The sequence below is a fragment of the Paraburkholderia phenoliruptrix genome, assembly GCF_902859825.1.
In the GTDB taxonomy this organism is placed as follows: Bacteria; Pseudomonadota; Gammaproteobacteria; order Burkholderiales; family Burkholderiaceae; genus Paraburkholderia; species Paraburkholderia phenoliruptrix.
On the sequence record NZ_CADIKB010000039.1, the window covers coordinates 22988 to 45725 of the forward strand.

At 64.4% G+C, this 22738-nt stretch carries 19 protein-coding genes; 11 read left to right on the plus strand and 8 right to left on the minus strand.

Annotated elements, in window-relative coordinates; genetic code table 11:
- The first annotated feature begins 46 nt into the window (after positions 1-46).
- Positions 47-1678, plus strand: coding sequence for a methyl-accepting chemotaxis protein (locus tag HV711_RS26955; protein WP_028361639.1), 1632 nt, complete (start codon positions 47-49; stop codon positions 1676-1678).
- 274 nt (positions 1679-1952) lie between these two features.
- On the opposite strand, the gene HV711_RS26960 is transcribed toward HV711_RS26955, so the two are convergent.
- From HV711_RS26960 to HV711_RS26990, 7 genes are all read right to left on the minus strand, one after another.
- Complete coding sequence (locus tag HV711_RS26960; RefSeq protein WP_013587067.1) at positions 1953-2762, minus strand: c-type cytochrome; 810 nt, start codon at positions 2760-2762, stop codon at positions 1953-1955.
- Positions 2759-4384: a b(o/a)3-type cytochrome-c oxidase subunit 1 gene (locus HV711_RS26965; RefSeq protein ID WP_035481593.1), complete on the minus strand. Its 1626-nt coding sequence runs from the start codon at positions 4382-4384 to the stop codon at positions 2759-2761. Before HV711_RS26965 ends, HV711_RS26960 begins: the two co-directional genes overlap by 4 nt.
- Complete coding sequence (locus tag HV711_RS26970; protein ID WP_028362887.1) at positions 4371-4952, minus strand: cupredoxin domain-containing protein; 582 nt, start codon at positions 4950-4952, stop codon at positions 4371-4373. Before HV711_RS26970 ends, HV711_RS26965 begins: the two co-directional genes overlap by 14 nt.
- Positions 4953-4954: 2 nt before the next feature.
- Entirely contained in the window at positions 4955-5131 is a 177-nt protein-coding gene (locus tag HV711_RS26975; RefSeq protein ID WP_013587070.1) for a hypothetical protein, read from the minus strand.
- A 52-nt stretch (positions 5132-5183) separates the two neighbouring features.
- Positions 5184-6494 carry a c-type cytochrome gene (locus HV711_RS26980; protein ID WP_425195032.1) on the minus strand — a complete coding sequence of 437 codons (1311 nt, stop codon included), beginning with the start codon at positions 6492-6494 and terminating at the stop codon, positions 5184-5186.
- Positions 6495-6520: 26 nt separating this feature from the next.
- Positions 6521-7237 carry a c-type cytochrome gene (locus HV711_RS26985; RefSeq protein ID WP_013587072.1) on the minus strand — a complete coding sequence of 239 codons (717 nt, stop codon included), beginning with the start codon at positions 7235-7237 and terminating at the stop codon, positions 6521-6523.
- 417 nt (positions 7238-7654) lie between these two features.
- The gene (locus HV711_RS26990; protein WP_035481590.1) at positions 7655-8542 is read right to left on the minus strand and encodes a LysR family transcriptional regulator; all 888 of its coding nucleotides are present in this window, start codon (positions 8540-8542) and stop codon (positions 7655-7657) included.
- Positions 8543-8636: 94 nt separating this feature from the next.
- Here HV711_RS26990 and HV711_RS26995 point away from each other — a divergent pair, with 94 nt between their 5' ends.
- From HV711_RS26995 to HV711_RS27030, 8 genes are all read left to right on the plus strand, one after another.
- The gene (locus tag HV711_RS26995) at positions 8637-9974 is read left to right on the plus strand and encodes an MFS transporter (protein WP_035481588.1); all 1338 of its coding nucleotides are present in this window, start codon (positions 8637-8639) and stop codon (positions 9972-9974) included.
- Entirely contained in the window at positions 9961-10251 is a 291-nt protein-coding gene (locus HV711_RS27000) for a hypothetical protein (RefSeq protein WP_035481585.1), read from the plus strand. Before HV711_RS26995 ends, HV711_RS27000 begins: the two co-directional genes overlap by 14 nt.
- A 414-nt stretch (positions 10252-10665) precedes the next feature.
- Entirely contained in the window at positions 10666-11355 is a 690-nt protein-coding gene (locus HV711_RS27005) for a response regulator (protein WP_035481582.1), read from the plus strand.
- 122 nt (positions 11356-11477) lie between these two features.
- The gene (locus tag HV711_RS27010; RefSeq protein ID WP_013587076.1) at positions 11478-12122 is read left to right on the plus strand and encodes a response regulator; all 645 of its coding nucleotides are present in this window, start codon (positions 11478-11480) and stop codon (positions 12120-12122) included.
- A gap of 240 nt (positions 12123-12362) precedes the next feature.
- A complete protein-coding gene (aqpZ, locus tag HV711_RS27015) occupies positions 12363-13109 on the plus strand; it encodes an aquaporin Z (protein ID WP_013587077.1) in 747 nt (248 codons plus the stop codon).
- A gap of 8 nt (positions 13110-13117) precedes the next feature.
- Positions 13118-17584 carry an ATP-binding protein gene (locus HV711_RS27020; RefSeq protein ID WP_082201474.1) on the plus strand — a complete coding sequence of 1489 codons (4467 nt, stop codon included), beginning with the start codon at positions 13118-13120 and terminating at the stop codon, positions 17582-17584.
- Positions 17585-17976: 392 nt separating this feature from the next.
- The gene (locus HV711_RS27025) at positions 17977-18411 is read left to right on the plus strand and encodes a CHRD domain-containing protein (protein ID WP_013587079.1); all 435 of its coding nucleotides are present in this window, start codon (positions 17977-17979) and stop codon (positions 18409-18411) included.
- 149 nt (positions 18412-18560) lie between these two features.
- The gene (locus HV711_RS27030; protein WP_035481579.1) at positions 18561-19523 is read left to right on the plus strand and encodes an alpha/beta hydrolase; all 963 of its coding nucleotides are present in this window, start codon (positions 18561-18563) and stop codon (positions 19521-19523) included.
- Here the strand turns inward: HV711_RS27030 and HV711_RS27035 are convergent.
- On the minus strand, positions 19493-20335 hold the full coding sequence (locus tag HV711_RS27035; RefSeq protein ID WP_035481568.1) for an EcsC family protein: 843 nt from the start codon (positions 20333-20335) through the stop codon (positions 19493-19495). The genes HV711_RS27030 and HV711_RS27035 overlap by 31 nt on opposite strands.
- 139 nt (positions 20336-20474) lie before the next feature.
- Here HV711_RS27035 and HV711_RS27040 point away from each other — a divergent pair, with 139 nt between their 5' ends.
- On the plus strand, positions 20475-22070 hold the full coding sequence (locus HV711_RS27040) for an MDR family MFS transporter (protein ID WP_035481565.1): 1596 nt from the start codon (positions 20475-20477) through the stop codon (positions 22068-22070).
- A gap of 28 nt (positions 22071-22098) precedes the next feature.
- Positions 22099-22569: a MarR family winged helix-turn-helix transcriptional regulator gene (locus tag HV711_RS27045; protein WP_013587083.1), complete on the plus strand. Its 471-nt coding sequence runs from the start codon at positions 22099-22101 to the stop codon at positions 22567-22569.
- Positions 22570-22738: the final 169 nt, after the last annotated feature.

The window sequence follows — 22738 nt, forward strand, 5'->3', positions numbered from 1 at the left end:
ATTCACTGAGTATTCGGTCAGGCAGCCCAATCTGGAGACTAGCCCGATGCTGAAAAATCTGTCGATTCGCAGTTGCCTTACCTTGATGATCGCGTTCTTTGCCGCCGCGCTGCTGCTGGGCGCTGCGGCCGGGCTGCTGTCGCTGCGCTCGAGCAACGCGTCGCTGCAACAGATGTACACCGTGGATACGCCCGCCGTCGCCGACCTGGAAGGCAGCGCCGGCCAGTTGCTGCGGCTGCGCCTCGCGCTCGCCACGTACGCGTCGCTCGTGGATCTCAACGATCAGGACGGCGCAAACGCCGTGCTCAAACGTTTCGACCAGTACCAGAAAGCGTCGGACGAACGACTTGCCCATTATTTGAGCCGCGCCAGCGCCGACGAGAACGAGCAGCGCCTGATCAAGGATATGCAGACGAAGCGCGACACGTTCCTGCGCGAGGGCGTGCAACCGGCATTCGACGCGCTGAAAGCGGGTGACCGCCCCACGTTCCAGCAATTGCAGGCGCACAAGCTGCCGTCGCTCTACAGCGCATACGAAAAAGCGATGCTCGCGCTCGAGCAGTTGCAACTCGATCACGGCGCCCAGCGTTATCAGAGCGCACAGGATCTGTTTTACGCGATTTGCGTGACGGTGGCGATCGGCATTGTGATCTCGCTGCTGGGTTCGTTGATCGGCCGTGCCGTGCTGGTGCGCGCTATTGTGAGTCCCGTCGATGCCACCATCGCGCAGTTTCAACGGATCGCCAATGGTGATCTGACGGGCCGGATCGTCGTGACGAGCAATAATGAAATGGGACGCCTCGCCGCCGCGCTGCGCAAGATGCAGGAGTCGCTGATCGCGACGGTGAACTCGGTGCGTCAAGGCACGGAAGCCATCGACAGCGGCGTCAGCGAAATCGCAGCAGGCAACACGGATTTGTCGCAACGTACCGAGGAACAGGCGGCGTCGCTCGAGGAAACGGCTGCGAGCATCGAGGAACTCACGTCGACGGTCAAGCAGACCGCGGAGAACGCGAAGCAGGCGAGCTCGCTCGCGCAGGGGGCGTCGACGCTGGCCGCGCAGGGCGGCGAGCTCACGGAGAAGGTGGTCGGGACCATGCACGAGATCGTCGACGACTCGAAGCGTATTGCCGATATTGTCGGCGTGATCGAAGGGATCGCTTTTCAGACCAACATTCTCGCGCTGAACGCCGCGGTCGAGGCCGCGCGCGCCGGCGAGCAGGGGCGGGGTTTTGCGGTCGTCGCGAGCGAGGTGCGTTCGTTGGCACAGCGAAGCGCTGCGGCGGCGAAGGAGATCAAAACGCTGATCGAGGCGTCGACCGCGCGGGTGGAAAGCGGCTCGCATCTCGTCGAACGCTCGGGCTCCACGATGAGCGACATCGTGCAGGCTATCTCGCGCGTCAGCTCGATCATGGGCGAGATTGCGGCGGCGGCCACCGAGCAGAGCACCGGCATCGATCAGGTGAATCTCGCCGTCGCGCAAATGGATGAGGTCACGCAGCAGAATGCCGCGCTTGTCGAGCAGGCCGCGGCGGCGGCGAGTTCGCTGGAGGAGCAGGCGGGGAGGTTGACTTCCGCGGTGGCTGTGTTTCGGACCGAGGGCGGGGTGACGGCTTTGCCCGGCGTGGCGGGTGCGAGGGAAGAGCTGGGTGTCGGGGCTGCGGCGCTTTCTTCTTAAAACCCTTGGCCTTTCCTTGTTGTCTCGGTGGTCTATTGGTGTTGCCCCTGTGCGGGGCGGCACCTACTTTCTTTGCATGCCGCAAAGAAAGTAGGCAAAGAAAGCGGCTTTACACCGCTAGCTCATAAGCGGGTCCCCTGGCTTGGAGGGGGCAGTGGTGCATCTGGAATCTGTGTTCTCGCACATTCCGCGTGAGTGACAAGGCAGTCATTCTTCCGGCGGCGCTTCGCGCGCCGCAGCGGTCGCTCTCTATTCGCTGCCGCTTTTTCTTCTTCTACTGCTGTGCGGCGTAGTACTTTGCCAGGCTGTCAATTTCCGCCGATGTCATGTGGCGCGCCACATTGCGCATCTGCTCATTGATGTCGTTGTGACGTGCGCCCGAAGCAAAAGCCCGCATTTGCGCCGCAAGATAAACCGACGACTGGCCGCCGAGCCATGGCGCCGAGCCCTTGCGGTCGAGCTGGCCGTGGCAGGCCGCGCACGGCGCGATGTTGCGCTGCGGATCGCCCTGCATCGCGAGGCGCACCGCGTTGGCATCGGGCGTGCTGCCGGTCGGCGCGACTTCCGCCGCCGGACCCCGAGGCAGCGACGCATAGTAAGCGGCGAGATCGTGCAGGTCCTGATCGCTGCGAGCCGCGACGATCGGCTGCATGATCGCGTTCTGCCTCACGCCCTGCTGAAAATCGCGTAATTCCTTGTACACGACGTCCGCGTATTGGCCGGCCAATGCCGGCGCCGTGATTTGCACGGTGCCGAGCACGCCGTGGCACATCGAGCAATTTTGCGTGGCGATCGTCGCGCCGCGTCCGATCGAAATGGCGTCGGCTTTCACGCGCCGCGGCGGCGGCAATACCACCACGTTGCTCGGCGCCGGGCCGGCGACATTCGTGCCGCTATACCAGCTCGACGGCGCGCCCGCCGCGCTGCAGATGGTTGCCCACAAGCCGCGGCCCGCAAACGCGCTATTCGCGGACGGCAGCCAGATGAAGCCGATCAGTATCGAGATGATGGCAATCGCGAGCGTGCCCCCGACGCTTACCGTGAACCACGGGTTGCGCAAGCTGAAGACGCGTTCCTGGTTCATCGCTGTGCTCCAACGACAACCGCCGGCACCGAAGTCTGCGGCAGTTTCAGCAATTGAACGATCGGCACGCTGTAGTTGACGACGGTCAGACCGATCATCAACGCCACCCACAAGCCGAAGGTATTGAGCGCGGCCGGCACGCGCTCGACGGGATGCACCGCAGTCGAGAAACGGAAGCCTGGTTGCTGAACCGCCGGGCCGAATTGCGACTTCGCGAGAATGTAGATGAAGAGCACGCCCGACACCACGAGAATCAGGCCGCCCACCGCCGACATGCCGACCCAGAACGCCTGCGACTCGAGGCCCGGCATGTGGTAATCGTAATAAGCCATGCGGCGCGGCGCGCCGAGCAGGCCGACGTAGTGCCACGGCAGCGTCACCACGAGCATGCCGATGAACCACAGCCACAACTGCGTGCGCACGAGCTTCAGCGAGACGATCGCGCGGCCGGTCAATTGCGGCCACAGTTCATACGCAATCGCGAAGTACATGATGACGATCGCGCCGCCGAAGATCAGATGGAAGTGACCCGTGACCCATTGCGTGTTGTGCACCGTGGTATTCAACTGGTAGCTCATATTGATGAGACCGCCGGCGCCGCCGAGGCCGAGCATCACGAATGAGAACGCGACGACGAGCATCATCGGATTTTGCCAGGGCAACGCCGTGAGCCAGCCGAACGCGCCCTTGCCGCCGCGCAGCCGGCCGGCGATTTCCACCGACGCGCAGATCGTGAACACAGTCAGCAGCGTGGGCACGGAAACCATGCCGGTAAAGACCGCGTGCAGGAACTTGAAGCCCGAGCCGACCTGCGGATCCGCGAACAGATGGTGAATGCCGATCGGCATCGCGAACACGAGAAACAGAATGAACGACACGCGCGCCATCGAATCGCTGTACAGCCGCCCGCCGATCGCACGCGGCACCAGCGTGTAATAGGCGATGTAGGCGGGAATCAGCCAGAAGTAGACGATTGCGTGCAGCGTCCACGAAAACAGTACGCGTGACAGGCCGGCGTCGATCGTATTCTTGAGGCCGAACGCGACCGGCAGAATCTGCAACAGGATTTCGAGCGCGGCACCAATTGCGGTCCACGCCCACAAGTACGCACCGGCCACGTTCGCGAACATGGCGAGCGGCACCGGCTTGCCGGGGTTCGCCCGGCGCCAGATGCGCAGGTTGACGTGCATCAGCGCGACCCAGATCCACGAACCGACCACCACCAGCACCACGCCCAGGTAATAGAACGGACTGCCGATCATCGGCGGATAGAACGTGTAAAGCACCGACGCCTTGCCGAGCGCGACGGGCACCATCGCCATCACCGCGCCGACCGCCAGCATGATGAACGCGGCCCACGCCCATTTGAGGCCGGCGAGGCGCTGCGCGAGCGCGAGTTCGACAATGGCGTAGCCGAAGCCCATCGAGACCAGAGTGGGCAGCACGTACGCCATGACCGAGCCGTGCGCGGTGACCGAGCGGTAGTACAACTCGGGGTCGCCGATCCACGGGGCGAGCGGGCTGCGCACCAGCATCTGCCAGGCGCCGAGAAAGAGCGCAATGATGAACGCGATGAAGGCGAGCCAGAAATGCGCGAGAACGAGTCGCTTAGCGTGAAACACAGCTGAGCCTCCGTGATTGTCGGGCCTGTTCGAAGAAAGCCGCTTTGTCGATCACCTTGACATGCGCCCACATGGCCTGATGGCCGAAGCCGCAGAACTCGTGACAGGGCATGGTGTGATCGGCGGGCGTGTCGAAGCGCGTATTCAGCGTCGCGACGTAGCCGGGCACGACCATCGTGTTGATGTTGGTGTCGGTGACGAGCAGGCCGTGCACGACGTCGGCGCTCGTCGCGCGAATCGTGATCGGCGTGTCCGCGGGCACGAGCAGGCACTGCGGCGTGAACGAATACTGCTGCGCGATGAAACGCACCACGACCGAGCCGTCCGGCTCGACCGCACTGCCGAGATTGTCTTCGACGAATTCGCCGGAGAGTTGCAGACGCGACGGGTCGATGGTCTCGACGCGTGACGGCGGCATCATCGCCCAATGCAGTCCGGAGAAGACGATCACGGCGAGCATCAGCACGATCAGCGCGCTCGCGAAAATTGCCCAGCGGCGTTCCGCACGCACGGCGACTGCGTGGCCGCTGCCGGGCTGATGCTGGGAGTCGGGGGAATGGGTGGACATGGTCAGTGCACGACGCCGCGCGGCAGGAACACAAGGAAGTAGAAGGCGAACCAGATCGCCATGACGATCAGCGTGGCCACGCCCGCCACGGCAACGGCGCCGTGCGGACCGGCGGCTACCACGCGGTCGACTTCTTCATCCGTGGACGGGCGCGCAGCGCGCGTATCGTTCGCTTCCATTCGAGGCTTCTCCAGTTTCCGATGCAGCGGCGGGTGCGCGGCCGCCGCGTCGTTAATGCAGCGGCGCGTTGCGTAGTTCGTTGACCTCGTGCGCGGTCACGGGCTTGCCGTGATTGCCCCACGCGGTGCGGATATACGTCACGACGGCGGCGGCTTCGGTGTCGTTCAATTCGTGTGCAAAAGGGGGCATGCCGTAAGGCTCCGGATTGCGTTTCGTGCCAGGCGGGAAGCCGCCGTTCAGCACGATGCGGATCGGGTTGACCGAGGAATCCATTTCGATCGACTGGTTGCCCGCGAGCGGCGGGTAGTGCTGCAACTGACCTTCGCCTTTCGCGCCGTGACACAGCGCGCATTTGTCCGCGTAGATCTTCTCGCCGAGCGCGAACAGGTTGGTGTCGGTCGCCGCAGTCGGGCCGGACTTGCGGCCGGAATTGTCGGGCAGCGTCTTCAGATACACGGCCATGGCCTTGACGTCTTCGTCGGTCATGTATTGCAGGCTGTGGTACGTGACTTCGGCCATCGGGCCGTACACCGCGCCGCGGTCCGAAATGCCCGCCTGCAGCAGATCGACGATGTCTTTGATGCTCCAGTCGCCGAGCCCGCCGTCCTTGTCGGAGGTGAGCGACGGTGCATACCAGTTCTGCACCGGAATCAGACCGCCCGCGAACTGCTCGCTCTGCGACGAGCCGCCGAGCATGTTGATCTTGGTGTGGCACATGGTGCAGTGCCCGAGCCCTTCGACGAGATACGCGCCGCGATTCCATTCCACCGAACGCGTCGGATCGGGCTTGAATTCGCCTTCGCGGAAATACAGCGTGCGCCAGCCGTACAGCAATTTGCGCTGGTTGTACGGAAAGCGCAGCGTGTGCTTGCGGTTCGCCTCGCGCACCGGCTCAACAGATTTCAGATAAGCGAAGATCGCGTCCGAGTCCTCGCGCGTCACCTTGGTGTATTGCGCGATCGGCATGGCCGGGTAGAGCAGCGCGCCTTCGGGCGTGATGCCGGTGCGCATCATGCGGAAGAACGCCTCCTCGCTCCATGTGCCGATGCCGTATTGCGCGTCCGGCGTGATGTTCGGCGAGTAGAGCGTGCCGAACGGCGTTTCCATCGGAAGGCCGCCCGCGAACAGCTTGCCGCGCGGCGCGGTGTGGCAGGCCACGCAGTCGCCTGCGCGCGCGAGGTATTCGCCGCGTTTGACGATGTCCGGGCGAGTGTCCGCGGACGTGCCGGCTTTGGCCGCCGCGCTTTCCGCGGCGCGCGCCTGTGCGACGAAGGTTGGCAACGGCGCGGACACGCGGGCGAGCGTCGCGCTACCGGCCACGAGCGCTGCAACGACGATCAGCGAGAAACGGCGGCGCGTCATCAGGCGAGAACAACGAAGTAGCGATTTCATTGCGGTTGGCTCCCGCAGGCGAGAGGCAACCGTTGCGCCGATGCCGGCGCGGGCCGCGGATCGGCTGGGCGCGGTTGGCGCGCAAGCCACGTGGAGACGGCGGTGATGTCCTTGTCGGTGAGCTTGACGGCAATGGAGCGCATGCAGTCGGGCGCGAGCGCATGGCGCGTACCGGAGCGCCAGGTGCCCATTTGCCCGGCGATATAGCTCGCATGCAGACCGAGGAGGCCAGGAATGCCCGGCTGCTGACCGGTCATGCGCGCACCATGACACGCGATGCACGCGGGAATCTTGCGCGCCGGATCGCCTTGCGTGACGAGCCGCTGACCGGCGGCGAGCACCGCGGGCGCGACGTCGGATTGATCGGCGTTCGGATACGGCGGCTGAAGATCGGCGAAATACTGACTGATTTTGCGCAAATAGTCGTCGGGCAGAAAAGCAACCAGATAACCCATTGGCGGATAGGTGCGGCCGCCGTCACGAAATGCGGTTAGCTGATTGAACAGATACTCGGCGGGTTTGCCGGCGATGCGCGGGAAATAATCGTTGTTGAGGCCTTGACCTTGCACGCCATGGCACGAGGTGCAGGCACGCACGCGTTCGTCCATGGCCGAAGGCATTGCACCGGCCGCAGCCCCGGCCGCGAGCGCGGTGCCGCTCCACACTACGTGGAGCACGAATAAAACGGCAAATCCCAATGCTCTACGATGCACGTCGGGCCTCGCTGGGGAACGTTCTTTTATCGGTTCTGCTTCACCTGCATTCGCGGCTGGTTTTCGATCCAGCCTCGATATGCCATGCACAGCGGGTCTGCCACTTCGCTACTCGGACAACTTCAGACAGATTCAGACAGCCTAAGACAGCAAACGGAAGCTTATGCTGGATGGCGAAATCTGATTCGCCATGGCGATGCAATGGCTTGATCGAAATCAATCAGACGCGTGAGGCGCCGAAATACGGCGACTGATTCACTGCCGGCTTGACGCCTGGTTGGCCGATGCCCATCACCGGTCGAAGGGACTTATTGATTTGTCTTTGACCATCATAGGTGTCGATCAAAGCGCTTTCAACACCTCGATTCGCCTTGCATATAAACGGCCGTGGTCAAGCCATAGCGGGATTTGGTGGACTCAACTGAAGAGCCGCATTAACGCCGTGCGCGCATTGCTGACGCGTTCGCTTTCGCCGATCCGCCCCGGCAACAGGTGAAACTCGACGGCCGGCAGCGCAGGCAAGCCGATGCCGGGCGGGCAGGCCATCACGCCCGCTCCGATCGACGATTCGTTCAGGCACGAGATGCCGAGCCCCGCCTTCAGCGCGAGTTGCAATCCGGCCACGCCGGAGGCCGAGTGGGAGACCACATAGGGCACCTTGTTTTCGTCGAGCAGCTTGACGACGAAGCGCTGCAACTGGCAGCTCGACGGCAACAGGACCAGTGGGTACGGCGCGCCGGGTCGGGCATCCGCATCGGCGGCACTGACCCACAGCAGCTTCTCGCGCCGCACGACGGTGCTCTGTGCACTGCCGCGCCGGCTCGGCCCGCGCGCGCTGCCCGTGACGAGCCGCAACGAGAGGCCGATGTCGAACGACGCATCGTCGCCGGCATGGCTGTCGATCACGGCGCTCGGCAGCACGGTCACATGCAGCTTCAGCCGCGGATGCTGCTCGGAGAACGTCTTGAGGATGCGGGCGATGTCGTGCGGCCGGTAATAGTCGGTGATGGCAATGCGCAGCTCGCCGTCGAGCGAGCGGCCTTGCAGATCCTCGAACGCCGCTTCGCTCATCGCGAGGATGCGCCGCGCATGCTCGAGCAGGCGGCTACCCGCGGGCGTCGCGCTCACGCCTTGTTTGCTGCGCACGAAAAGCGGCTGGCCGGCGCGCTCCTCGAGCTTCTTTAACTGCTCGCTGACTGACGATTGCGACAGGAACACGCGCTCCGCGCCGGCCGAAACGCTGCCCGATTCGGCGACGGCAACGAAGGTCCGCAGCTGGGTGAGGTCGAATCCGCGCTGGCTCATGTTTCGCTAGAACCGATGGATAGCATCTGAATTTCCGGCTTTTCCGATGGAAACCGTCGCCGTAGCATACCTCCAAAATCATCGCGGAGGAATCATGGCAAACGGATTGACGGCAAGCGGACTCATCACCGGCCACCGCACGGCGAGCCACAGATGGAAGGTGTTGGGCGTGGGCTTCGCGGCGAACGCGAGCTTTTCGGCGGCCTTCTCAGGCATTCCCACGACGGCGGTCTATTTGCGCTCGGGTTATCACCTCGGCAACGACGGCCTCGGCCTCGTGCTCGGCATGCTCGGGTTGGGCATTGCGGTGAGCGAACTGCCCTGGGGGCTGTTGACCGACCGCTGGGGCGATCGTCGCGTGCTGTTGCTGGGGCTTCTTTCGACTGCCGCGGCGCTCGCCGGCCTCGCGTTGTTTGCCGCGCCGTCCGGCGCACAGGTGCCGCATATCGCGACGCTTGCGCTCGGCTTGCTGCTCGTCGGGCTGCTCGGCGGTAGTGTCAACGGGTCGAGCGGCCGCGCGGTGATGGCATGGTTCCGCGAAGGCGAGCGCGGACTGGCAATGAGCATTCGTCAAACGGCGGTGCCCGCGGGCGGCGGGGTCGGCGCGTTACTGCTGCCGCTGCTCGCCGCGCGGTTTGGTTTCGTGAGCGTCTACGCGGTGCTCGCGCTCGCGTGCGCGATAACGGCGGCGTTTGCATGGCAATGGCTGCATGAACCGGCACATGCCGAAGCCGGCGATGCACGCGCGGCGCATGCCGATGCGGTTCCGGTCGCACACGGCGCACACCCCGTTGCCCGCTCGCCGCTGGGCGAAATCGGCATCTGGCGCGTGGCACTCGGGGCCGGCGCGCTTTGCGTGCCTCAACTTGCTGTCGTGACCTTCGGAACCGTATTCCTGCATGACTTTGGCCACGCCGGCGTGCTGAAGATCAGCGTGGCCATGGCCGCCGTACAGGTCGGCGCCGCCATCGCGCGTGTGTGGAGCGGCCGGTGGACGGACCAGCGCGGCAACCGGCGCGCTTACATGCGCGGCTGCAGTCTGCTGACGGCTGTGCTGTTCGCCGCGCTCGCGCTTGCCACGGGCGTCGCCGGCATCCAGCACGCCGCGACGCCGACGGTCGGGCTGATCCTCGCGTCGATGATCGTGCTCGGCGGCGTCAGCGCGTCCGCATGGCACGGCGTCGCCTTCACCGAACTCGCGACGCTCGCCGGCACTCAGCGCGCCGGCACGGCGCTGGCAATCGGCAACACCTGCGTGTTCCTCATGCTGTTTTTTACGCCGCTCGCGATTCCGCCCCTGCTCTCGCTCGGATCATGGCCGATGGTGTGGGCGGTGGCCAGCATCAGCGCGCTGATTGCATTGCCGGTTTTCCCGCGTGTGCAACGCATCGGCCCCGCCAGCGGCGCGCAAAACTGCAATGCCGCTCGATGATCGCCGGCACTATGAATTGCCGAGCTCCGCGACTTTGATCGAAGGTCGCGCAAGACGGCGTTATTGGCAGGCGAATTCCGCGACCGTTCTTCTCGAATTATTCATTTTGAGTATTCAGGCTTTTGTCGTCGGGACGACACGATTGACGGATCTATTCACGGAGAATCACGCGCGCTGCGATTTTCGCTGCGCGCGTGGCGGTGATTTTATCGGCGTCGATCCGTGGCGCTTCGTTGCACCCATTCCTACAGTAAGCCGGTCCTCCTTGCGTTGGTGACCCGCTCGCGAGACTTCTCGCATGACCGCCCGAGGTCCGCTGCGGGCGGCGCTTGCATTGCCTCTGTCAGTAATGCGGACGGTGATTGTCAGAATGTTCGTCGAAGGTCACCCCCTCGCGGAAATTGCCGCTGCTCCCGGATGCCATCGCCGCACTGTTATTCGGCAAAGGCATGCGGCCATAACAAAACTTGGCTTTACTAACGATCCTGGTTATTCTCGTGCGTCGGGTACATTGAAATTCTTAAAATTGAATCGCATAGCTAAGCAATTTAATCGACGTGGTTATTGAGGTTGTTTCAAAGCTGTTTCGGATCGATCTTATGTTTAAAGCCGGCGGAATGCCGGATGATCGAACACGGCCAGTTGCGCATGAGACGACGACGGGAGCCAGGATATGGAGAAGAGGTAGACGATGGGCGAGACGGCTGAAATAGGCGCGCCGGTTCGGGCGATCATCGCGGACGATCATCCGCTCGTCCTGTTGGCGATCGAGAATCTGATGAGCGGCTACCCCAACATGGAGGTGGTCGGCCGGGCGCTCGACGCGACGGAGCTTTTTGCCGAGGTCGAACGCACGGGATGCGACCTCGTGCTCATGGATCTCTACATGCCAGGCGGCGCGGACGGCAGTGGCATCGAGGCGGTTCGGCAGTTCAGGCGGCGTTATCCCCATGTCGCGCTCGTCGTGCTCACCATGGAAACGGAGGCCGCGGCGCTGCAAAGCGTTCTCGCGCTGGGCGTGCATGCGCTGATCAGCAAGCGCGACCGCATCGATCTGATTCACGTGGCGATCGTCACAGCGCTCGCGGGCGAATCGTATCTGGGGCCGGCCGTGCGCGCGCTCATTGCCGAGGCAACGGCCATGCAGCGTCTCGACTTCGTGCGTTCCGTGTTGTCGCGGCGCGAGCTCGAGGTGTTCACACAGTACGCGTCGGGGCTCGGCGTCACGGAAATTGCCGGCCGGCTGGGGCGCAGCGTCAAGACCATCAGCGCGCAGAAATGCACGGCCATGCGCAAGCTGGCGCTGTACAGCGACGCCGAACTGTTCCGTTTCGCTGTCGAGCACGGCGTGGTGTCCGAGGCGCGCGTCGAAGGTCGCTGACCTGCGGCGCACGTGCAGACAGAGGCTGCGCGCAGCCGGCGCGGCCAGCAAACCAATGCATTGGCGTTGTTCGGGGGAAGTACTTTTGTACTCGGCAAGCCAGTCGATCACATAAGAAAACAATGACAGAGAAAATGCGCGTTATCGTGGCGGACGACCACGACTGGATCCGCGTCGGCGTGACGAGGTTGTTGCAGGCCGCGCCTGGCGTCGAAATCGTTGGCGAGGCCTGCGACACACATGGCCTCGCCAGCCTGCTCGACAACTGCGAGTGTGACGTCGTCATATCCGACATCGGCATGCCCGGACTGGACGGCGGCAGCAATGCAGTTTCGTTCCTGCGTCGCGTGTTGCGGGGCCGCGTCCATCCACCGGTTGTCGTGCTCACCATGACCTCTCAGGCGCACATGCTGTCGGGGCTTCTGCATCTGGGCGTCAGCGCTATCGTCGACAAGCGCGACACGGCCGCTGCGTTGATCGACGCGATCCAGGCAGCCATGGCCGGAGACGTCTATCTGTCGGAACAGGTACGCATCGTGATGAAGACGGCAGAGGCGCCGCCGCAGCCGCGTGCCGGTGTTCTGAGCGCGCGCGAATGGGAAATATTTCAGCTTTATGCGCAAGGCTTCGCGGTGCACGAAATTGCCGCGCGTGTTCAGCGCAGCGGCAAAACCATCAGCACTCAGAAGCGTACCGCCATGCGCAAGCTCGGCCTCGAAACCGAGTCCGATCTTGTCGACTACGCGCGGCAGATCGGTTTGATCTAGCGGAACCCGTGCGGCCACTCGCGCCTATCCCCAGCTCGCAGTCCCGAAATTAGGAGTCTTCTGATTGGTCGAGACGCCTGGCCCCTCCATAGTTGCGAATTAGCTTCGGCATTTGCAGACGTTGGCCTCATCGAAGCAGTGATTTCTTGAGGCCGCGCCGGGCAAAGCCGGGAACTTGAGGCGGGCGCCTCGCGCAAATCACGCGGCGCCGTCTGCTTTGCATAGCGACAGGAGGGCGGCATGGCCGTGCTAGGTAAGCGGTTGTTGGTCGAAGGTGTGGGTACCGCATGGCTTGTGTTCATCGGCTGCGGCAGTATCGTGTTGAACACCGGCGCCGTTCAGCAGGGATACGGCGTACTCGAGGTCTCGCTGGCATTCGGCGTTGCGCTCGCCACGGCGAGTTACTGGTTTCGCGAAACCTCCGGCGCCCATTTCAATCCGGCCGTCACGGTCGGCTTCACCGCCGCGCAACGGTTTCCAGTCAAAGACCTGCTGCCCTACATTGCCGCGCAGATTCTCGGCGCGGTCGCGGCCGCAGCGCTCCTCGTCTATGTGGCGAACGGTCGCCCCGGCTTTGACATGGGCGCGAGCGAATTCGCGGCCAATGGCTTTGGCGATCACTCGCCTTCCGACTACAAGCTGCACTCGGCGCTCGTCGTCGAATTCGTGCTGTCGTTCGCGTTCGTCATGGTGAGTCTCGTCGTGGCCAAGCGATACAAGGCGGAGCCTGGCGGCCCGATGGTGGTCGGCGGATGTCTCGCGCTCATCTATCTGGTGTCGATTCCGGTGACCAACGGCTCGGTCAATCCGGCGCGCTCCACGGGGCAGGCACTGTTCGTCGGCGATTGGGCGCTCGACCAGCTGTGGCTGTTCTGGGCGGCGCCCATGTCCGGGGGCGTGCTGGCCGGCTTTCTGTTTTCGTTCCTTGGCGGACGATCGGACCCGTCCTCCGCTGCGCTGGCCGACGGGCACAGCGAAGCCGCTTGAGCCGCGCCGTGTCGCTGAATTTCATCGCCATGCGCTTGCAGACGGCTACGAGAGCGCGCGTGCTGCGGCGTGCGTGGATGTGGCTCGCCGGGCTCTGTCTGCTCGCTGCGGCGCAGTTGGCGGCCATCGCGCAGCCGTTCGGCGAACCCGCGGCACGGCAGACGGCCGGCGCCTTTCCGCAGCACATCACCGTCGGCGTCCTTGCAGACAACTGGCTGCCGTTCGACTCGCTGCAGGACGGCCGGCTGAGCGGAATGAGCGTCGATTACCTGCGCGCGCTCGTCGGGCCGGGCGTCGCGATCGAGCCCAAGGCCTATCCTGACATGCCGCAACTGATCGCCGCCGCATGCGCGGGCGAAGTGGATCTCGTGATGAGCCTCGCCCGCACCCCGGAGCGCGAGCGTTGCATCAGTTTCACGGCGCCGTATTTTCGCGCGTCGACGTCGGCGGTGGTCCGCCGCGACAGCGACATGTACGAGGGTCCGGCGCGCATTGCAGCGGCGTCCATTGCAATCGAGAAGGGCTTTGCGCTCGAGCGCTCCTTGCGCGAGCGCTTTCCGCATGCGCAGATCAGCGCGTTCACGTCGACGCACGCGGCGCTCGCCGCCGTCGCCCATGGCGATGCCGACGTCTATCTCGGCTTTACGCCTGCCGTCCAATATGCGCTCGCGACGGAGGAATTCCGCAATCTGCGCGTGGCATTCGAGGAAACCACCAAAAGCGCGGAGCTGCGTTTCGGTGTGCCGCGCAGCCGCGTCGCATTGCGCGACAACCTCGACCGCGCGCTGGCCTCCATGAATCAGGCCGACGAAACGGCGATTCGCGTGCACTGGCTTTCCGGCAATTTCGGCGTGAAGCCTGAGCTCGCCACTTCGCGTCTGGAACTCACGCAGCAGGAACGGGCCTGGCTGCGCTCGCTGCCGCCGTTGCAGGTCGGCTTCGACAGCAGTTGGCCGCCTTTCAGCTATATCGACACGTCCGGGAGCCCCGCCGGCGTGACCTCCGACTACCTCGCCTACCTGAGCCGCACGCTTGGCGTCGTGTTCAACCGCGCGCGGCAACCCGACTGGCCGAGCACGATCGAAGCCTTTCAGCGCGGCGAACTTGCGGTCCTCACCACGGGATCGAGCAACGATCCACGCCTCGCGAAGGCGCGGCATACGCGCGCGTACGAGAGCTATCCACTCGTCATGGTCGGGCGCGACGACGAGCCTGCTGCGCGTGCCCTCAGCGATTTCGCCGCGCGGCGCATCGTGGTGTCGTCGCATGTCGCCGGGGTCGACCCGCTCGCCTTTCAGCGCGTTCCGAAGGACCACGTGGTCATCGCGCCCAGCCTCGACGAGGCGCTGCGCATGGTGGCGTCCGGCGAGGCGGACGTGGTGGTGGAAAACGTAGCCGCCGTGGACATCGTGCTCAAGCGCCAATACGCGGGCGTGCTGAAGATTCTCGGCACCGTCGGCGAATCGGACGCGCTCGACTTTGCCGTGCGCCCTGATCTGAGCCCGCTCGCCGGGCTGATCGACCGCGCGCTGCTGGCCATGCCGCCCGCCGAGAAACAGCGCATCCGGCAAAAATGGGTGACCGGCAATGCGGCCGGTGTGGGTACATGGAGCGTTTCCGCGGTGCGTCTGCTGCCCGTGCTTATCGGCATCGGCGTGGCGTTGCTCGTTACGTTGCGCGCGTATCTGCTTCTGCAGCGCGAAGTGCGCCGCCGCAAGAAGACGGAGCGCGAACTCGCGCTGCAACTGAACTTCCAGGAAACCATGATGCAGATGGTGCCCTATCCGCTCGTCGCCAAAGACCTGCAAGGCCGCTATATCGCCGTCAATGGTGCATATGAAGAAGCGTGCGGGCTCGGCCGCGAGGCAGTTCTTGGGCGCACCACCATGGAGGTGCAGACGTGGGGCGAGGCCAACAGCCGCGTGCTCGACCAGATGCGGCTCGACTTGCTCGAAGGCGGCGACATGGCTCAGGTGGAGCTTCAGTTCGAGCGCAGTCCCGGCGATGTGCGGCATGGCCTGTTCTGGACGAGCATCTGCCGCGGCAACGACGGCCAGCCGGTGTGTTCGCTCGGCACCATGGTCGACATCACCGATATCCGGCGCGCCGAAATGCGTGCGCGCGATACCGAGCGGCGGCTATTCGACGTCACGCGCTCGTTGCCGGCGGTGGTGTTCCAACTGCGACGCACGGCGGACGGCGCCTATTCGTTCCCCTACATCGGCGGTGCGCCAGGACTTCTGCTTCGCCAGGGGCGGAGGAGAGACGCTTGCCGCGAGCACGCCGACTTCGAACGCATCTGCGAAGAAGACCGTGCCTTTGTGATGGCCGAGCTCGAGCGTTCGGCGCGGCTGGAGACGCCCGTGCTGGTCGAATTTCGTCTCGGTCCCGAGCAGGAGTTCAAATGGACCCGCGCGGAAGTGGTGCCGCGCCGCGAGGCGGACGGAAGCGTCGTGTGGAGCGGCTATTGGGTGGACGCGAGCGTCGAACATGCGCGTGCCGAGGAACTCGCTCGCGCGCGCGACGTCGCCGAGGCCGCTTCACGCGCCAAAGACGACTTCTTCGCAATGATGAGCCACGAAATCCGCACGCCGATGAACGGCGTGCTCGGCCTCGTCGAAGTGCTGGAGCGCACGCCGCTCAATGCGGACCAAGGCGAAATGCTCGGCATGATTCACGAGTCGGCGGGCGCGCTGCTGCAAATTCTCGACGATCTGCTCGACTACTCGAAAATCGAGGCGGGGCGCCTGACCATCGAGGCGGAGCCCATCGACCTGCGCGAACTGGTTGACAACGCGGTGGGCCTGCTCGCCGGGCGCGCGCACGAGAAGGGTCTGAAAGTCCGCGTGGACATTGCCTCCGACGTCGCCGCCACGCTGCGCGGCGACAGCGTGAGGTTGCGGCAGGTGCTCTTCAACCTGCTCGGCAACGCGATCAAGTTCACGCCCGCGGGCCAGGTGGACGTGAGCGTGGCTGTCGTTGCGCAAACGAGTGAGCTTCAGACGATCGAGGTGATCGTGGAAGACACCGGCATCGGCATTGCAGCCGATGTTCAGGCGAAACTGTTCGAGCCGTTCGTGCAGGCCGAATCTTCCACCACGCGCCGCTTCGGCGGTACCGGCCTCGGTTTGACCATTTGCCGCAAGCTGATCGAATTGATGAACGGCTCGCTCGCGCTGGAAAGCGAACCGGGCCGCGGCACACGCATGACGGTGCGTCTCGGCATGCCGGTCGAGACGCGAGGCTATTCGGTGAACGGCTTGCGCGGCAGGCGCGGTCTCGTCGCGATCAACGACGCGCGAGTCGGCCAGGCGCTCGTCCATTTCGGGCAAGCGCTGGGGCTCGAACTGCGCCACATGCCTGCGGATGCTGTCGAACTGCGTTGCAGCGCCGCGCTCGGCGGCATCGATCTGCTGTTCGTGAGCGAGGACGTGAGGTTGCCCGCCAACGTTAGACACAGCGTGCGGGTCATATCGCTCACGGAAAAAGCGAAGCCCACCGGTTACCGCATTCTCGAAGACAATGTGCGCCTCAGCATCAATCCAATCTCGTGGCGCGGGCTCGGGGCGGCGTGCGCGGCGGCCATGACGGGGCTTCAGTCCGTGCCGGCGCCGTCGGCCGGGATGCCGCGACCTGAGCGGATCACCGCGCCGCCGGACCGCGAGCGGGCCATCGCGAGCGGCCGGCTGATCCTTGTCGCTGAAGATCATCCGGTGAATCAGGAGCTGATTCGGCATCAGCTGGCGCTGCTCGGTTTCGCGTGCGACGTCGCCAACGACGGCGCCGAAGCGCTGGCCGCGCTCGAACACACGAGTTATGGATGCCTGATCACCGACTGCCATATGCCGAACGTGTCCGGCTACGAGTTGACGCGTCGCATCCGCGAGCGCGAGCGCGAGCAGGGCGGCGCGCAGCGTCTGCCGATTCTCGGCGTGACCGCGAACACCGCGCCCGAAGACTTGCGCCTGTGTCGCGAAGCGGGCATGGACGAGAGTCTCATCAAGCCGACGCGCCTAGCCACGCTGCGCGAGTATCTGAGCCGCTGGTTCGGCACGGACAGCGCGTGGCAGGCCGCGCCGGCCGAGACCGCCGACGCAGCTGACATTGCCGGGTCGTCGGCAAAGGCCGCTGATCCGTTCGTCCCCGTCGACCTCGGTCAGATGACGCAACTGTGGGGCAGCGAATCCACGGTGAAGGCGTTGCTCGATTCGTTCGTCTCTTCCGTGCGCGAAGACATTCAGTCGCTCGCGCCGTTGCTCGAGAACATGGACGGGGTCCGCGTGCGCGAGTGGCTTCATCGCGTGGCGGGAGCAGCGAGCGTGCTGCAGTATCCGCCGCTGATCAGCGCGCTGGACGACTATCGCCGCCTGATCCTCCGTTCCCCGGAGCGCACGCGCCGCGACGGACTGGCGCTCATCGACAGATGCAACGCGATGCTCGACGGCATCGAGCAGCAAGCCGCGTTGCTCGCCTGATCGTTTCGCTCCCTGCGGAGACTCGCATGCTCGCGACAACCCTCCGTCAACCGCATTGCAATGAAGCGGGGCAATGAAGCGGGGCAAAAAACCCAGGCGAAAAAAAACGCGGCCGAAGCCGCGTTAAAGATTTGGAGACATCCCTCGATGAAGGAGTCACTTCTCGCGAGCCCAAAGCATACCCGGGATCGCGCGGATAATTCATTACAGAATTTGCAAATAACCGTTTCAAAAGCTCGCAACAGGCGCGCCAAGCAGCGCGCCGCCACGCAGACGTCGACGCGCTTTCCACGGCCGACGTGCTCCGACGTTTTGCACTAGTATGTGATGGCTTCGCCGCCGGCCCACAGGTCGATGGGTCGGCGCTGGGGCGCAACCAGTCGGAGAAGACCATGATCACGCTAAAAAAACTGAATCTGGCGGTGGCTGTGTGGGCGGCAATGGCGGGTGTGGCGTTTGCGGACACCGTCGCATTGAAGGCAGACCTCGAACCTTCCAGCGAAGTGCCGCCTCGTGTGAGTCACGGGCACGGCGCGCTGAATGCAACTTTTGACACGTCGACGAAATCGCTGCAATGGACGGTCAGCTACGAAGGGCTGAGCGGCCCGGTAACAGCCGCGCATTTCCACGGCCCGGCGCCCGTGGGGCAAAACGCGAAAGTGCAGGTGCCCATCGACAAGAACGCGCTCGCGAGTCCGATTAAAGGCTCGGCTGCGCTCAGCGAACAGCAGGTCACCGACCTGATGGCGGGTCAGTGGTACTTCAACATTCATACCGCGCAAAATCCAACCGGTGAAATTCGCGGGCAGGTCTTGCCGGCAAACTGACACGTCCGGAAAAATCGCAAGAGTCGCGCCGCGCCGCGTGTTTAGCGCGCGCCGCGGCCGCGGCTTTTTCGAGATTAGAAGCCGCCGTCCACCGGCGCTGCGGTCAACGCACGTACCATGAGGGGACATTTCCGAAGGAGCATGTCCCGATGAGTTGGCAAAGCGCACTCGCGTGCTGGTTTTTGCGCAGGCAGTTTCGCCCTCGAACGCTACATCCGCAGATCGACGTGAACAAGGCGCGCGCATTGACGGCAAAGCGCGTCTGGTCGCCGGATGTGCCGCGCGGCTGGCGTCTGCGGCAGCTGAATGGCGCCGACGGCGAGCCGCGCGGAGAATGGATTGAGCGCGTGGGCGCCGAGCCCGCAGCCGGCCCGCAAGCCACGGTGTTGTACTGCCACGGCGGCGGCTATTACTTCTGCTCGCCGCGAACCCATCGGTCGATCGTGTTCGGCCTCGCCACGCGTGCAAACGCGCCGGTCTTTTCGCTGGACTACCGCCTCGCGCCCGAGCACCGTTTTCCTGCCGCGCTCGACGATGCAACCGCCGCCTATCGCCAGTTGATCGCCGACGGCACGCCGCCGCGGTCCATTGTCATTGCAGGCGATTCCGCGGGCGGCGGCCTTGCGCTCGCGGCGCTCGTCGCGCTGCGCGACGCGGGCGACCCGCTGCCCGCGGGCGCGCTGCTGTTCTCGCCGTGGACGGATCTCGCGGCAACAGGCGCAAGCATTGTCGAGAACGATGGCGCCGATCCGATGTTCAGCGGTCCGGCAATCGCGCGAGCCGCCAGGGTCTATCTCGGCGATATGCCGGCCACGCATCCGTATGCGTCGCCGGTTTACGCGGATTTGCGCGGCTTGCCGCCGCTTTTCATGATGGCGGGCAGCACCGAAGTCCTGCTCGACGACTCGCGGCGCGTCGCGGCCAACGCGCGCGCGGCGGGCGTCGATTGCGAACTCGAGGTCTGGAACAAGATGCCGCACGTGTGGCCGCTGTTCACGCCGTTCATCCCCGAGGCGAATCGCGCGCTCGACCGCGGCGCCGCCTTCATCCGGCGCTCGACGAGTCGCGCCGCCCATGCCGCTCAGACGTCGAGCGCGACGTCGATCGTCTGATACGCGGCCTTGACGGTCTCTTCGCCGTACTGCCGTTCGAGCCGCCGCACGGTGAAATGGCCGTGCGCGACCTGCTGGAAGTGGTCGATGAACACCGTGTTGACCATTGCGCCGAGCACCGCGCCGATCGCCGGAATGGACTTCGCGGCGATCTGCTCGCTGACCTGCACGGAGAAGCGCGCGGCGATCGTGTTGACGAGGCGCAGCAGGGCAGCGGAGCCGTGCGTGGTGAAACCCTTCGTCGCGACTTCGGACGACGCTTTCGATACCGCCTGCGCAAGCGCGCCGCGCATGATGAAGTAGCCGTAGTCGGCGTCGTCGTCCGCGGTGGAGGTGCCGCCCATGCCCAGCACCGTCAGGCACTGGAGCTGCGTGTCGATCGACTTCAGGTCCTCGCCTTCGCTACGCGCCACGTCGCAAATCGAGCGGAACATCAGCGTCGTCGTGACCGGCAACTCGACGGGCAGCGCGAAGAGGCCGAACGCGCCGCCGGCCGCGCCGGTAGTGGCCACCGCGAATTTATGCAGCAGGTTGCTCGGCTTCTCGGGCGTGACGAGCGACGAACCGCCGTCGCGCCGGCCGAGCGTGCGCAGCGCGATGGACAGGCACTTGCGCAGCGCCAGTTCCGTCGCGTCCGCAACCTTTTCGTTGGCGAACGCGGGCATGCGCGCAATCAGCTTCTCCAACGGCGCACCGACGATGCTCGCCAGTTTCATCGTCAGCGCGGGGCTTTCCAATTCGTGTTTCGCGCGGCGCAGCGCGGCCAGGTCTTCTTCCGACAAGGATTGTGCTATGAGCGAACTCGGCTCCATGTGCCTCCCTGGCGTCAGGTGAAATGCATTCTTCAGTCGAGCGAGGCGCGGCGTAGCGCTTTTCGACGTCCTGCTTAGAGCCCGCCTGCGTGGTATGATTCCCAAATCGTTTGACGGGTCAACTGTTGCTACATCAAAAATGGCTGTCCATACCGCTGCCCATCATTCGAGTGGGCAAGTCTTGCCGTTCCGGGAATCGCTGCTGGCGATGCTCGGCATCTCCTTCGTCACCATGCTGGTCGCGCTCGACCAGACGGTGGTCGGCACCGCGCTTCCCACCATCGTTGCCGAACTCAAGGGTTTCGAGCTCTATGCGTGGGTGGCCACGTCGTATCTGCTGACTTCGGTGATTACCGTGCCGATCTTCGGGCGGCTCGGCGATTACTACGGGCGCAAGCCGTTCGTGATTGCGTCCATCGTGGTGTTCACGGGCGCGTCGGTGCTTTGCGGCGTCGCCAACAACATGCTGTTCCTGGTGCTCGCGCGCGGCCTGCAAGGCATCGGCGGCGGCATGCTGGTCGGCACCGCGTTTGCCTGCATTCCGGACCTCTTTCCGGATTCGGTCGTGCGTTTGCGCTGGCAGGTGCTGATGAGCTCGGCGTTCGGCATTGCGAATGCCGTCGGGCCGTCGCTCGGCGGCTTCCTGACTCAGTACTACGGCTGGCGCTCGGTCTTTTACGTGAATCTGCCGGTCGGCATCCTGTCGCTGTTTTTCGTCTGGCGCTTCCTGCCGCATCTGCGGCACGTCGAACATACAGGCAAAATGCGGCTCGACTGGCCCGGCGCCGCGCTGATCGCCGTGGCGCTCGGCTCGCTGCAACTGTTCGTCGAATTGCTGCCGAAACATGGGCTCACATTGGGCGCGTGCGCGCTGCTCGCGCTGAGCGTCGCTTCGGCGTATGCGCTGTGGCAGTGGGAAAAGCGTTGCCCCACGGCGATTCTTCCCGTCGACATGTTCCGCAACCAGAGCCTCGCCGCGCTTTTCACGCTCGCGGTGCTCGGCGGCTTCACGATGTTCTCGCTGCTCTTTTACGCGCCGCTGCTGTTCCAGGGCGGCTTCGGCATGTCGCCGAAAGAAGCCGGTGTAGTGATCACGCCGCTCGTCGTGTTCATCACGATCGGCAGTATCGCCAACGGCCGCGTGGTGTCGCGCGTGCGTAATCCGAATCTGATGCTGTACGTCGGCTTTGCGCTGGTTGCGCTGTCGTGCCTCGGCGTGGTGGTGGCCACGCGCTCCATGCCGCATTGGCTGCTCATGTCCTTCATGGTGCTCGGCGGCCTCGGCCTCGGTTTCGTCATGCCGAACCTCACGATCTTCGCGCAACAGACAGCCGGCCGGGAGCATCTCGGCATCGCAACCGCGCTGCTGCAGTCTCTGCGGATGATCGGTGGCATGATCGGCACCGCGCTTACCGGAACGCTCGTCAGCCATATGTACGCGAGCGGCGTGCGCAGCACGCTCGAAAGCGATCACGCGTCGCAATGGTTCGGCGACCTCGGCGATCCGCAGATTCTGATCAACCACGAAGCGCAAGCCAGCCTGCTCGGCCAGTTGGCGCACGCGGGCCATAATGGCGCAATGCTTCTCGAGACGGCGCGCGAGACGCTGGTCGCCGCGATCCATTTTGGTCTTGCGATGGCGGCCATCGTCGCGGTCGTGTCGGTATGGCAAAGCCGCCGTGTTCCGCCGATCAAGCTCCAGCGCAAGCTCGAGCCGGTGATCCACGCGGATTGATTTTCGATTTCAGCGATACATAACCCTTATGGAAGAACAGGACCGCGTCGCCGTCATGCAGCAGTTCGGCCGCACCTATCGTGCGTTCATGTCGGCCTTCGAGGCGCAAGTCGGCCACCCGTTGCCGCGCTGGCGCATCATGCTCGCGCTGCATGAGCAGGCGGGCGAGTCGTCGCAGAAGCGGCTTGTCGAGCAATTGCGGGTCGATCCCGGCGCGCTGACTCGCCAGTTAAAAGCGCTCGAAGGGCTCGGCTGGGTCGCGCGCAGCATGGATTCGCGCGATAACCGCGTGACCAATGTGCGCCTGACCGAAGCGGGTCTGTCCGCCACCGAAGCGAGCCTGCCGCGCCGCAACGCGTTCCTGCATGACACGATGGCCGCGCTGCCAGACGACGCGCTCTGCGCCTTGTCAGGCGCGTTGAAAATGCTCGAAGCGAGAATCGGCGAAGTGGTGTCGGCGGCTAACGTCGAAGAAACGGCCGGAGAAAAGCTGGGCTAAGCGGTGGCGAGACGCTCGGCAACACGGTCGGCTTAAGCAGTCGGCCACACGGTCGGCTTAAGCGCTCGGCCACACGGTCGGCTTAAGGGTTGGCTAATCGGCCGGCTAAACGGCCGGCCAAACGGCCGGCTAAACGGTCGGCCAAACGCCCCGCCAAGCGGTCGGCCAG